This is a genomic window from Microbacterium sp., from assembly GCF_029263575.1.
GTDB lineage: Bacteria > Actinomycetota > Actinomycetes > Actinomycetales > Microbacteriaceae > Microbacterium.
Genome location: NZ_JAJUFV010000086.1, coordinates 1 through 12,954, shown reverse-complemented (window position 1 = coordinate 12,954; position 12,954 = coordinate 1). Strand labels below are relative to the sequence as shown.

Annotated in this window: 12 protein-coding genes and 1 tRNA gene; 8 read left to right on the top strand and 5 right to left on the bottom strand. The window is 66.5% G+C overall.

What is annotated here, in order from left to right; genetic code table 11:
- Window positions 1–301: 301 nt before the first annotated feature.
- Complete coding sequence (locus Q1J95_RS09895; RefSeq protein ID WP_300267349.1) at window positions 302–1,477, top strand: IS481 family transposase; 1,176 nt, start codon at window positions 302–304, stop codon at window positions 1,475–1,477.
- Between the two features lie 48 nt (window positions 1,478–1,525).
- Here Q1J95_RS09895 and Q1J95_RS09890 read toward each other — a convergent pair.
- Window positions 1,526–1,601 (bottom strand) — tRNA-Ala (locus tag Q1J95_RS09890).
- A 135-nt stretch (window positions 1,602–1,736) separates the two neighbouring features.
- Here Q1J95_RS09890 and Q1J95_RS09885 point away from each other — a divergent pair.
- Complete coding sequence (locus tag Q1J95_RS09885; protein ID WP_300267348.1) at window positions 1,737–2,804, top strand: NAD(P)/FAD-dependent oxidoreductase; 1,068 nt, start codon at window positions 1,737–1,739, stop codon at window positions 2,802–2,804.
- 22 nt (window positions 2,805–2,826) lie between these two features.
- Window positions 2,827–3,483, top strand: coding sequence for an SDR family oxidoreductase (locus tag Q1J95_RS09880; RefSeq protein ID WP_300267347.1), 657 nt, complete (start codon window positions 2,827–2,829; stop codon window positions 3,481–3,483).
- A gap of 23 nt (window positions 3,484–3,506) precedes the next feature.
- Here Q1J95_RS09880 and Q1J95_RS09875 read toward each other — a convergent pair whose 3' ends face one another.
- Window positions 3,507–4,094, bottom strand: coding sequence for a DUF805 domain-containing protein (locus tag Q1J95_RS09875; RefSeq protein WP_300267346.1), 588 nt, complete (start codon window positions 4,092–4,094; stop codon window positions 3,507–3,509).
- A 45-nt stretch (window positions 4,095–4,139) separates the two neighbouring features.
- Here Q1J95_RS09875 and Q1J95_RS09870 point away from each other — a divergent pair, with 45 nt between their 5' ends.
- Window positions 4,140–5,315: a glycoside hydrolase family 3 N-terminal domain-containing protein gene (locus tag Q1J95_RS09870; RefSeq protein WP_300267345.1), complete on the top strand. Its 1,176-nt coding sequence runs from the start codon at window positions 4,140–4,142 to the stop codon at window positions 5,313–5,315.
- Here the strand turns inward: Q1J95_RS09870 and Q1J95_RS09865 are convergent.
- Genes Q1J95_RS09865 through Q1J95_RS09855 form a run of 3 tightly spaced genes read right to left on the bottom strand, consistent with a single transcriptional unit; the run spans window position 5,219 to window position 7,901 of the window.
- Window positions 5,219–6,190 carry a 3-methyladenine DNA glycosylase gene (locus Q1J95_RS09865; protein WP_300267344.1) on the bottom strand — a complete coding sequence of 324 codons (972 nt, stop codon included), beginning with the start codon at window positions 6,188–6,190 and terminating at the stop codon, window positions 5,219–5,221. The two genes, Q1J95_RS09870 and Q1J95_RS09865, sit on opposite strands and share 97 nt — an antisense overlap.
- Window positions 6,191–6,195: 5 nt before the next feature.
- A complete protein-coding gene (locus tag Q1J95_RS09860) occupies window positions 6,196–7,218 on the bottom strand; it encodes an App1 family protein (protein WP_300267343.1) in 1,023 nt (340 codons plus the stop codon).
- A 5-nt stretch (window positions 7,219–7,223) separates the two neighbouring features.
- The gene (locus Q1J95_RS09855; RefSeq protein ID WP_300267342.1) at window positions 7,224–7,901 is read right to left on the bottom strand and encodes a DedA family protein; all 678 of its coding nucleotides are present in this window, start codon (window positions 7,899–7,901) and stop codon (window positions 7,224–7,226) included.
- Window positions 7,902–7,943: 42 nt separating this feature from the next.
- Here Q1J95_RS09855 and Q1J95_RS09850 point away from each other — a divergent pair, with 42 nt between their 5' ends.
- From Q1J95_RS09850 to Q1J95_RS09835, 4 genes are all read left to right on the top strand, one after another.
- A complete protein-coding gene (locus Q1J95_RS09850; RefSeq protein ID WP_300267341.1) occupies window positions 7,944–9,263 on the top strand; it encodes an anthranilate synthase component I family protein in 1,320 nt (439 codons plus the stop codon).
- A 64-nt stretch (window positions 9,264–9,327) separates the two neighbouring features.
- Window positions 9,328–11,907 (top strand): leucine--tRNA ligase, encoded by a 2,580-nt coding sequence (leuS, locus tag Q1J95_RS09845; RefSeq protein ID WP_300267350.1) that lies wholly within the window; start codon window positions 9,328–9,330, stop codon window positions 11,905–11,907.
- Window positions 11,908–12,006: 99 nt separating this feature from the next.
- Window positions 12,007–12,606 (top strand): ComEA family DNA-binding protein, encoded by a 600-nt coding sequence (locus Q1J95_RS09840; protein WP_300267340.1) that lies wholly within the window; start codon window positions 12,007–12,009, stop codon window positions 12,604–12,606.
- Window positions 12,603–12,954: DUF4131 domain-containing protein (locus Q1J95_RS09835; protein WP_300267339.1), on the top strand; the 352-nt coding region annotated here is incomplete at its 3' end. The genes Q1J95_RS09840 and Q1J95_RS09835, both read left to right, overlap by 4 nt.

Sequence of the window (12,954 nt, the reverse complement as noted above, 5' to 3'; positions counted from 1 at the left end):
GGGCGCGCCGAGTATCGGTGCATCCCGAGTGGGATTGGAATGACGGCGGTGCGCGCGTTCTACGCGCGTTCCGCGGAAGCGAACAGATGCGCTCCCTGCTCATGCATGCACGAGCATCCTTTCCACGATAGCAAGTTCCTGGGTGTTCGCTGACCAGTCGCCCGAGGCAGGAGGACTTGCTGGTGCATGGAACTCATACACTGTGCAAACGTGTGGTGGACCTGAGGGTGTCTGGGTTCACGACATAGGTCACAGGTGATAGGTCGCTCATGAGTCGCGACATAGGTCACATGCTGAAAGCATGTCGAAGCACCGGGTCATCGTCCTCCGTCTCATCTCGAACGAGCTCACCGTCACCGAAGCTGCCACCGAGTACGGGATCTCCCGCCGACATCTGTACCGCCTCCTCGCCCGCTATCACGACGGCGGCATCGACGCCGTCGAGATCCAGTCCAGAGCCCCGCACAGCAACCCCCACCGCACCAGCGAACGCGTCCGAGACCGTATCCTCGAACTGCGCACCCAGCTCACCGCGGAGGGCCTCGACGCCGGCCCCGCCACGATCGCCTGGCACCTCCACCACGAAGGCCTCACCGCGCCCTCAACATCCACCATCCGCCGCATCCTGCATAGCAGGAACCTGATCACCCCGGAACCGCGCAAACGCCCAAGAGCGTCCTACATTCGCTTCCAAGCCGACCAGCCCAACGACACCTGGCAATCCGACTTCACTCACTGGCGCCTCGATGACGGCACCGATGTCGAGATCCTGAACTGGCTCGACGACCACGCCCGATATCTGCTCTCCTGCACCGTCCACACGGCGGTCACGGGCGACGACGTCGTCACCAGCTTCCTCACCGCAATCGACCGCCACGGCACGCCCGCATCAACCCTCACCGATAACGGACGCGTCTACACCGCCCGCCATGGCGGCGGCCGCAACGCATTCGAGTACGTCCTCGCGATCCTCAACATCACTCAGAAGAACGGCGCCCCGAACCACCCCCAGACACAGGGAAAGGTCGAACGCTTCCACCAAACGCTCAAACGCTGGCTCACCGCTCGGCCCCGGGCAAGAACGACCACCGACCTCCAAGCACAACTCAACACCTTCCGCGAGCACTACAACACGCACCGACCCCACCGGGCATTGGACGGCAGAACACCCGAAACCGCCTACACCGCAACCCCCAAAGCGGTCCCCGCCGCGCACACAGACACCACCCACTACCGACTGCGATACGACCGCGTCTCAGACGGAAAGATCAGCTTCCGCCGCGCCGGCCGCATGCACCACCTTGGCATCGGCGCCGCCCACAACAACAAACGCGTCCTCGCGATCGCCGACAACACCACCGTCACCGTCACAGACCTCGTCACAGGCGAAGTCCTCTCCACCCACAACATCGATCCCAACCACTCATACTGGAGAAACCAAAAACGAGAGCCCGGCCGATGGCCGGGCTCTCGTTAGTGACATATCTCGCGACTCAGGTGCGACCTATGTCGCGACTCATCACAATGGTGGACCTGAGGGGACTCGAACCCCTGACCCCCTGCATGCCATGCAGGTGCGCGACCAGCTGCGCCACAGGCCCATCTTTCACCCCGGTCGAGCGGGGCAACTTCAAAAGAATACAACATTCGACGGGGCCTGGGCGAATCGGACGCGACGCCCGGGTGTTTCGACCACCAGCGGGAACACGAAGCACGATACATGCGTTGTCATAGACATGGAGATCAAGGAGAGCATCGTCATCGGAGCAGGCCAGGCCGGCCTGTCGGTGTCGTTCCATCTCCAGCGCCTCGGCATCGACCACATCGTCCTGGACGCCAACGAATCACCCGGTGGCGCCTGGCAGCACCGGTGGGATGCGCTGACCATGACGGACGTGCACGGCGTCGCAGAGCTTCCCGGTTCCGACCCGCCCGCCCGCGACGAACAACGCGCGAATATCGCTGTGCCGAACAGCTTCGCCGCATACGAACGTGAGCACGAATTGCCCGTGATCCGCCCCGTGAAGGTCGACCGCGTGACAGATCACGACGGCATTCTCGGCGTGCACTCGGATCGTCGCGAATGGCGCTCGCGCACGCTCGTGAATGCGACGGGAACCTGGACGCAGCCGTTTCTGCCGCACTATCCGGGGATGGAGACCTTTCTCGGCGAGCACGTTCACACCGTCGCCTACCCCGGGCCGGAGCATTTTCTCGGCAAGCGCGTGCTGGTGGTCGGTGGCGGCGCATCCGCTGTCCAATTCCTCGGCGCTCTGGCGCCGATCACCGACACGCTTTGGGTGACCCGGCGTGAGCCGATCTGGCGCGATGACGACTTCACTCCTGAGGCGGGCGCCGCAGCCGTGGCACTGGTCGAGCAGCGTGTCGCGCAGGGCCTGCCGCCCGAGAGCGTCGTCAGCGTGACGGGTCTGATGCTGCGACAGCAGGAGCGCGAGGCCGAGCGGCTCGGCGCCTATGCACGCCGCCGCCCGATGTTCCACAGCATCGAGCCCGACGGCGTGCGCTGGGCCGACGGGGCGTTCGAACGCGTCGATGTCATTCTCTGGGCGACCGGGTTTCGTCCGGCGATCGGGCACCTCGCGCCATTGCAGCTGCGCAGCGAAGCCGGGGGAATCCAGCTCAGCCGAAACGGCCGCGGAACGACGGCTGTCAAGGACCCGCGTATCCAGCTCGTCGGCTATGGGCCCTCCGCCAGCACGATCGGCGGCAACCGCGCCGGGCGAGCCGCGGCGAAAGGTGTGCAGCAGTCGTTGCAACAAACGCGCGCACCTATCCCGCATTGACGGAGCGCGTTAGCCTGGAAACATGTCTCGTGTCATCGTTTTCGGCGGCCACGGTCGCATCGCGCTTCTGCTCTCTTCGCTCTTGACCGAAGGCGGTGACGAGGTCACCGCGGTGATCCGAAACCCCGACCATGTCGCCGACGTCGAGGCGACCGGTGCCACCGCACTTCTCGTCGATGTCGAAGCGGCCGACACCGCATCCCTTGCCGCGGTCATTCGCGGACACGACGCCGTTGTGTGGTCGGCTGGTGCAGGCGGAGGAAATCCCGAGCGCACCTACGCTGTCGACCGCGATGCGGCGATCCGCACGATGGATGCCGCAGCCAAGGCCAAGGTCGAGCGCTACATCATGGTCTCGTGGCTGGGGTCGACAGCCGACCACGGCGTTGCGGCTGACGACCCGTTCTTCGCCTATGCGGATGCGAAATGGGCCGCCGACGAGTACCTGCGCGGCACCGAGCTGGAGGGCACGATCCTCGCGCCAGGAACCCTCACCTTCGACGAGCCGACCGGCCGCATCGAATTGGACGCCCCGGGCCGCGGCGCTGTGTCGCGCGCCGATGTCGCGGCTGTGATTCAGGCCACGCTGGGCGAGCCGCTCACGATCGGCCGTACGGTCCGTTTCGGCAACGGCACGCCTGAATCATCTGAGCCGATCGCCGTCGCGCTCGCACGCTGACCGCGGCCGCGAGAACACCCGGTTCACGGGTGTTTTGATTGCTGCGCGCAGAAGATCAACAGCGCGATGCTGCCGAAGGGCGCGAGGCTGATGAAGATCCACGCCCAGTGGAAGCCGGCGTCTCGCAACCGACGCACGGTGACAGCGAGCGAGGGGACGATCGCGGCGAGCCCGAGCAGCCACAGCGTGAGCATGGCAAGCCATCCCATGATCGGGATCCAGATCACGAAGAGTGCAGCGATGACCGCCAGCACCATGGCGAGTTGCGCGTACCAGAACTCCGGTCGCCCTGCCCGGCCGTCGAAGCTTGCGTACTTCTGCACGCACACACGGATCGCCGCGAACATATCGGGTACGAACGGGCGAGAGTCGATCGGCCCGCGCCACACGCCGATGGGCGCTGCGACACCGGACGTCTGCGGATAGAGGACCATCGGCGCGGCAGGCTGGTGCATGGTGGCCACTGCCGTCGTGTGCGCGCCGGATGGCGCTGCCACCTGCGGCATCGGACGCGTGTGCGCGGTCCAGGCGGTGCCATCCCAGTAGCGCAGAAACTGGGCTCCTGACGGGTCTGGATACCAGTTCGCGGGATGAACGTGCGGTGTCGACATAGCTGATTCCTCCGGCACTCATTCAAGCATGCGTAGGGTTAGATCATGCGCCGCCGAATCCCGCTCATGCTCGCGAGCACGCTCGCGGTCGCGGCTGTGCTCACACCGCTGGTGACGCAGAGCGTTGACCGGCATCCGACGCTCGTCGAACCGTCGAAACCGGATGCGGTCTCCGCTCAGGCCGCGCAACTCGTGGCCGAGATGTCCACGCGTGAACGGGCCGCCAGCATCATCATGGGGCACATCCCCTCCACCGATCCCGCCGCGCTGTCGGCATATCTGAGCGATACGGGGCTCGGCGGATTCATCCTCATGGGGGCGAACGTCCCTGACACCGAAAGCGCTCTGCAGAAGGTGACATCGAATCTCCGCGTCGACGAGTCGCCGCCGCTTATCGCGATCGACCAGGAGGGCGGCTATGTCTCGCGCCTGCCGTGGGATGACTTCGCCGCATCCGCACAGCTGAAAGATCGACCGGCGGCCGACACCGCGCGGGCTTTCGCCGCTCGCGCCTCGCTGGTTGCGCGCGCCGGTGCCAACGTCAACTTCGGAATCGTGGCCGATACCACCGCAGACGGTTCGTCGTTCATCTTCGGGCGCTCGCTCGGCGCTGAACCGACCGCCGCGGCCGAGCGCGTTGCCGCCGCCGTCACCGCGGAAGAGCCCTTCGCCGCCTCGACACTCAAGCATTTTCCCGGGCACGGGGCGGCACCGGGCGACTCACACCAGCTGATTCCGACGACCGATCTCACGCTTGAACAGTGGCGACAGCAAGACGCCGTGCCCTTCGTCGCCGGCATTGAGGCCGGTGCGTCCCTGCTGATGTTCGGCCACCTCGCCTACACCGCCGTCGATCCCGAGCCGGCATCGTTATCATCGCGCTGGCACGAGATCGCCCGCGATGAGCTCGGTTTCGAGGGCGTCATGGTTACCGACGATCTGGGAATGCTGCTGTCGACCGGGCTCAGGCAATACGCCGATCCGGTCGCCAACGCCGTGGCCGCGGTCGGTGCCGGAAACGACCTCGTGCTCATGATCGCGCATTCCACGCCCGAGACCGCTGCGCAGCTGGCCGCGGGGCTCGTCGTCGCCGTCGACGATGGAACATTGGCGGCCGAGCGGCTTCAGGACGCCGCGGAGCGGGTCATGGCACTGCGGCTGGAGCGTGCGGCATCGAGCGCCGTCTGGGCGCCGTGCGCCGACTGCGAACCGGCATCCTGAGCGTCGAGATCGGCAGCCTCGCCAGCCAACCACGCCGCGAGAATGCGTCGGCGCAGCACATTGCCCCGCCCGGCGAAAGCGCGCTGCCGGCGCACATACTCGGCTTTTCCCTCGGGCGTCTCGATGGCGACCGGCTCGACGCCCCATTCGCTGAGGTCATAGGGCGCTGCCTCCATATCGAGCAGGCGGATGGCAGCGGCGAGTTCAAAAGCATCGAGCAGAAGCTCGCCCGGCACCAGCGGACCCAGCTTGATGGCCCATTTGTAGACGTCCATTCCTGCGTGCAGGCAGCCGGGCTGTTCGTGTTCGGGCTGACCGGCGCGATCAAGAAGCCGATTGCGCCCCGCCGCGGCGGGTGTGAAGAAACGGAACGCGTCGTAGTGCGTGCAGCGCAGCTCGTGCGCCTCGACGACGGCGTCGGTACCCGCCTGCCCGAGCCGCAACGGCGCGGAGTGACGGTGCTCGTCGTCGCGATAGACCATCGCCCACTCGTGCAGGCCGAAGCATCCGAACTGTCCGGGGCGGGCGGCCGTGCGGCGAAGCATCCGCTCGATCAACTGGGCCAGGCCTGGCTTTTCCGCTGCGAACCGGGAGGCGTCCGCGACGACTGAGCTGTGGGAGCCCGCGGGGGAGTACCAGCGCCAGTCCAGACGTTCGGAGGCATCGCGCAACACGACGCCCGCCCCCGCGTGCCAGCGTTTCAGGCGGGAAGGCGCGTACGAGTAGTAGGTGAAGAGAAAATCCCAGACCGGATGCTTCTCGCCACGCGACGCCCGCTCGCGATGCGCCGCGGTCAGAGCATCGGCGCGCTCGTGGTGCAGGCGCTCGCGCTGCTGCCACGCGGCGCGATCGAGAACACGGGACGCGACGGTCATGATCGTCAGTGCAGAATGCCGGCGTCGGTCAGTCGCTCACGCAGACCCGCGCCATCGGAGGCCTCGACCCAGGCCGCGGCATCATCGGCGTGCTCACTGGGCGACTCAGCCCGACCACCCGCGAGCATCGCCTCGGTCGTCGACAGGCGCCGGATGGCGACGCCCGCAACCGAGCCGGGATGCTCGCGTTCGAACTCGGTGTAGATCGCCTCATCGTGCTGTCCGTCATCTCCGATCAGCAACCACCGCACATGCGGGAACTCAGCGGCCAGACGACGCAGGTTGGAGAGCTTGTGCTCACGGCCGCTGCGGAACCACCGATCGTGCGTCGGACCCCAGTCGGTGAGCAGCATCGACCCGGAGGGGAACAGATGCCGGGTGAGGAAGCGGCTGAGCGTGGGAGCGACATTCCAGGCGCCGGTCGAGAGATAGATCATGGGAGAGCCCGGATGCTGGCGTACCACCTGCTCGAGCAACACGGCCATACCGGGAACGGGCAGCCGCGCATGCTCATCGACGACGAACGAGTTCCAGGCGGCGATGAACGGGCGAGGCAGAGCCGTGACCATGACAGTGTCATCGACATCGGAGACCACGCCGAAATCGACCTCGTCGCCGACGATGAACGCCGTGGCCTCGATCGGCTGCTGCCCTTCGACGGTCATGGTGAAACGTTGCCAGCCCGAGGGAAGGTCGGTGTCGATCACGGTGTCGATCACACCGCCGCGGTCGGCGACGACCTCATGCGTGCGGTCGCCGATCGTGACGGACACGGTGGCGTAGCTGATGGGGATGCCGACGAAGCTGCGCCAGCCTCGCACACTCGCGTACTCACCGCTCTCGGTGCGGCGGCGGGGCGGGACGATCAGCACCCGACCGAGCACGCGCACCCAGCCGGTTCCGCCGTAGCCGGCGAAGGGCAGCACGCTCGCGGTGCGACCCTTGCGGCGCGCACGCTTCTCGCGCCAGATGTGCAGGCGGTGCTCGAGGCGGGCGAACCAGTGGATTCTGGTCTTGTCTTCAGACATCGCCCTCAGTCTTTCATGCCGGGGGCGGCGTCTTCACCTTCTTCTGCCGGGTGCATGTGACGGCTCTCCCACCGCCCGATCAGCTTCTTGCCGATGAACACCAGCAGCAAGAACAGCACGATCGCGCCGACGAACACGTAGCCGGCGAAATGCACCTGATTCACGAGCTCGCGGAAGGTGCCGGCAGCCAGTGAGGTGACGGTGACATACGCCGTCGCCCAGATGAGACAGGCCGGTGCGGTCCACGCCAGGAAGCGTCGATACGAATACGCGCTCATGCCGACGGTGAGGGGGACGAGCGAGTGCAGCACGGGAAGGAAGCGTGAGAGGAAGATGGCGATACCGCCACGACGCTGCAGATAGCGTTCGGCTCGGTTCCACTGCTTCTCGCCGATCTTTTGTCCGATCCAGGAGCGTTGGATGCGCGGCCCCAACCAGTGGCCCAACCAGAACCCGATGCTCTCGCCGATCAGCGATCCGATGACGACCGCGATCACCATCGCGATCGTCTCCCACAGCCCCTCGACACCGATGGACGCGATGATCACGATCGTGTCGCCGGGCACGACGAGTCCGATCAGAACGCTCGTCTCCAGCATGACGGCAACGGCGGCGATGAGTGTGCGGACGGGGGGAGGGACAGACTGCACGGCGTCGAGTACCCACAGCAGGAAATCGTCCACGCACACGAGAATACGTGCTCGTGCACGGCTTACGCTGAGAAGGTGCCAGACCGCTCAACGCTCACCGTCCGTCGACTCGAGGGTCCGCTCGACGTGGTGGCGGCGTTTCGCGCGTTGGTCACCAGCCATGCCGACGTCTTCTGGTTGGATGCTGGCACCGGGGCCACGCGGGGCTGGAGTGTGCTGGGGTTCGGGCAGCGCGATACGGGTGGCCCTGGAGATGTCCGCCTCGATGGCAGGACGGATGCCGGTGGCCAGCTGCCCGGAGCAGAGGGAGGCCCGCCGTTTCGCGGCGGATGGGTCGGTTGGCTGGATTACGAATCCGGGGCCAGCGTCGCGGGTGCTCCGGCCGCGAGCAGTGAGGTCGGGCCAGCGTGGCTGTGGGTACAGCAGGCCGTCGCTGTCGACCATGCCACGGGGGCCCTCTGGGCGCTGGGGGACGGCGTCGGTGACGCGTGGGAGTGGGTGCGCGCGGCATCTGTCCCCGGCAGCGAGGAAGCCAACGTCCAACCCACCCGCGCGACGGCACGACACGACCCGCGCACGTACGCCGGACTTATCGAGCGCTGCCGCGACGCCATCCGTGCCGGTACGGCCTATCAGCTGTGTCTGACCACCCGCTTCTTCGTGGACGGCACCCACGATCCGATCGAGACCTATCTGCGGCTGCGCTCCGCGACGCCGTCGCATCATGGCGGATTCGTGCGGATCGGTGACAGATCGCTGCTGAGTGCGAGCCCCGAGACTTTTCTGCAGGCGAGAGGCGGTGAGATTCAGACCCGGCCGATCAAAGGCACCCGGCCCCGCGACGCCGACCCGAAGACCGATGGCCTGCTGGCTGCGCAGCTGCGGGCGAGCGCGAAAGAGCGCGCAGAGAACGTCATGATCGTCGATCTGATGCGCAACGACCTCTCGCGGGTGTGCGTGCCGGGAACGATCCGCGTGGACGGGCTGTGGGAGATCGAGTCGTATCCGGCTGTGCACCAACTGGTGAGCACCGTGGCGGGTCGAGCGATCGAGCAGCTGACAGTTGCTCAGCTGTGGGACGCCGCGTTTCCTGCTGGCAGTATGACCGGCGCCCCGAAGCTCTCAGCCATGACGATCCTTCATGAGTTGGAGGGCGGCGCACCGCGAGGTGTGTACAGCGGATGCTTCGGCTACGTCGGAGTGGACGGCTCGATGGACCTCGCGATGGTGATTCGCAGCATCCTGATCGATGGCGAGCGGGCTGTCGTCGGCGCCGGTGGTGGGATTACCTGGGGCTCGGAGGCCGAGGCTGAAGTCGATGAGGTCGCGACGAAGGCGCGCGCGCCGTTGGCCGCGCTCGGGGCTGCCCTGCCTGAGCCGTGGCGTCGCCGGTGATCCGATAAACTGGGGCTTCTGTGCTGTCCGCTTCGATGTGATTGGCCGTTCGTTGTCTGAAAACCTGTCTTCCTCCGCTGAGGCCGCTACCGCAGCCGCCGACGAGCTGCCGTCGCCGCACGCCATTCAAGCCAAGTGGCAGAAGTACTGGGCCGACAACGAGACATTCCGCGCTGGCGGGGCCGACGACACCCGTCCACGCAAGTACGTGCTGGCGATGTTCCCGTACCCCTCGGGAGATCTGCACATGGGCCACGCCGAGAACTACCTCTACTCCGACATCGTGGCGCGCTTCTGGCGTCACCGCGGCCACAACGTTCTCAATCCGATCGGGTGGGACTCCTTCGGTCTACCGGCTGAGAACGCGGCCATCCGCCGCGGTGCTGATCCACGCGAGTGGACGTATCAGAACATCGAGCAGCAGAAGCAGGCGTTCGCCTCGTACGGTGTCTCGTTCGACTGGTCGCGTGAGCTGCACACTTCTGACCCTGAGTACTACCACTGGAACCAGTGGCTGTTCCTGCAGATGCACGAGCGAGGCCTGGCCTACCGAAAGAAGAGCCCGGTCAACTGGTGCCCGAACGACCAGACTGTGCTCGCGAACGAGCAGGTCGTCGACGGGCGTTGTGAGCGCTGTGGCGCCGAGGTCATCAAGAAGAAGCTCACGCAGTGGTACTTCAAGATCACCGAGTATGCCGACCGGCTGCTCGATGACCTGAATCAGCTCGAGGGCCGCTGGCCGCACAAGGTGCTGCAGATGCAGCGCAACTGGATCGGTCGCTCGGTCGGCGCCGACGTCGACTTCCAGATCGAGGGACGCGACGAGCCGGTGACGGTGTTCTCGACCCGGCCCGACACGCTGCACGGAGCCACGTTCTTCGTGGTGGCTCCGGACGCCGATCTGGCGGCCGAGCTCGTGGCGGATGCGCCGACTGCGGTGCAGGAGAGCTTCGCCGGCTACCTGGCTGATGTACAGAAGACCACGGATATCGACCGGCAGTCCAGCGACCGCCCGAAGACCGGCGTGTTTTTGGAGCGCTACGCCATCAACCCGGTCAATGGCGAGAAGATGCCGATCTGGGCGGCCGACTATGTTCTGGCCGATTACGGTCACGGGGCCGTCATGGCCGTGCCCGCGCACGATCAGCGCGACCTCGACTTCGCCCGCGCGTTCGACCTGCCGGTGAAGGTCGTGGTCGACACCACGGTGCCGGTCACCGGCGCCATGCCCGTGATCGATGTCGACGCCGATGGCGCTCGGACGGATGCCGAGGCGACTCTCGATGAGCAGCATCCGGCAAAGACAGGGATCGCACTGACGGGCGATGGCCGACTGATCAACTCCGGCGACCTCAACGGTCTGTCCAAGCGCAACGCCATCGCGCGCACGATCGAACAGCTCGAGGCCCGCGGCACCGGCCGCGCGGCGAAGAACTACCGTCTGCGTGACTGGCTGATCTCCCGGCAGCGGTTCTGGGGCACGCCGATTCCGATGCTGCACCACGAAGACGGCAGCGTGAGTCCGGTTCCGACCGATCAGCTGCCTGTCAAGCTGCCGAGCGTCGAGGGCCTCGACCTGTCGCCGCGCGGTTCATCGCCGCTCGGTGCGGCAGAGTCGTGGGTGCGCACCGTTGACCCGGTAAGCGGCGACCCTGTGCTGCGTGACCCCGACACGATGGACACCTTCGTCGACAGCTCGTGGTACTTCCTGCGCTTCCTCTCGCCGAACAGCGACCAGTTCGCGTTCGATCCGGCCGAGGCCGCGCGCTGGGCGCCGGTGGACAGCTATATCGGCGGCGTCGAGCACGCCATCTTGCACCTGCTGTACGCGCGCTTCATCACCAAGGTGCTGTTCGACATGGGGCTGATCGACTTCACCGAGCCGTTCAGCAGCCTGATCAACCAGGGCATGGTGATCTTGGGCGGCGCGAAGATGTCGAAGAGCAAGGGCAACCTCGTGCTGTTCGACGATGAGCTCGGCGCGCACGGTGCCGACGCGGTGCGTGTGGGTATGGCGTTTGCCGGGCCCGTAGAAGACGACAAGGACTGGGCCGACGTCTCGATGACAGGGGCCCAGAAGTTCTTGGCGCGTGCGCTGCGCCTGAGCCACGAGGTCGACAGCCCCGTCGGTGCACCGTTCAGCGAGGGCGACGCGGCGCTGCGCCGTGGCACGCACCACCTGCTCGCCGATGCTCCCGCGATAGTGGAGCAGACGAAGTTCAACGTGCTTGTCGCGCGGCTGATGGAGCTGGTGAACCTCACCCGCAAGACGGTCGACTCCGGCGCAGGGGCGGCAGATCCTGCCGTGCGTGAAGCGGTCGAGACGATTGCGGTGATGCTCGATCTCATCGCTCCGCACACCGCCGAGGAGATGTGGGAGGCACTGGGGCACGAGCCGTCTGTCGGACTCGTGCCGTGGCGTCAGGCCGACCCCGCGCTGCTGGTCGAAGACACGATCACGGCCGTGGTGCAGGTTGGCGGCAAGGTGCGCGCACAGCTTGAGGTGTCGGCGAAGATCAGTGCAGACGAACTCGAAGCGCTCGCTCGCGCCGATGAGCGTGTCATCCGTGCCATCGGTGACAAAGAGATCATGAAGGTGATCGTCCGCGCGCCGAAGATCGTCAGCTTCGCCGTCAAGGGCTGAAGTCGGGCCTGCTCTGCACATATCGCCGCGGCGATGACTTGTGCACCGGTCGTGGTGTCCGGGTCTTCGACGGATGCTTTGCGCGCTTAGCGTTGCGGGGTGCCAGCGACTGATTCGGCGCCCACACCGGCGCGATCTCGACTGCGGCTGAGCGTCGGCGCCGCCGTCGTGCTCGGCCTGGTCGTGCTGTCGGGCGCGGTGGGACTCGGCATCATGCGCGGACAGGCGCAGCCGATGCAGTCGGTGCCGATCGAGGCATCCGGCGACGAGACAGGCGTCAGCGGCGAGCTCTACGTGCACGTGCTGGGCCAGGTCGAGCAGCCGGGTCTCTACGTGCTCGACACCGGCGCGCGGGTGGTCGACGCCCTTGCCGTAGCCGGCGGCACGCTGGATGACGCCGATCTGAAGACGGTGAATCTGGCGAGGCCGCTGAGCGACGGTGAGCAGTTGATCGTCCCTGCCATCGGGGCGGCGTCAGAGGACGGTTCGTCGACTGCCGCCGGGGACGGCTTGGTGGATATCAACAACGCCGATCAGCAGGCGCTTGAGACGCTGCCGGGAATCGGCCCCGCACTCGCGCAGCGCATCATCAGCTGGCGTGAAGAGAACGGCCGCTTCCGTGCGGTCGACGACCTCCTCGCGGTGCCCGGCATCGGTGACAGTGTGCTGGGTGGGCTGAAGGATCTGGTGCGCGTGTGAGCACGCCGCGCGTGCGCGATCTGCGCCTGGTGCCCCTCGCCGGAATCGTCTGGGTCACTGCTTTGGGTTGCGTGTTCTTCCCGCTGGTCTCCTGGTGGTGTGTGCTGGCCGGGGTGGTCGGCGCAGCCGTGGCGCTCGGGGTTCTGCTGCGCGACAGGGCGCGCCGCCGGCTGCGCGGCGGCGGGCTGCTTGTGTTGTTGGCCCTGGCCGCGGCGGCTGCAGCGATGACAGCGGCGCTGGCTGTTCCGCAGCGCGAGGCCGCTGCCGAGTGGGACGGGCATTCTGTGGAGGTTGTCGGTGAGATCGCCTCGTCGGCGTCAACGGGCAGTGACGGGCGCATCTGGTTCG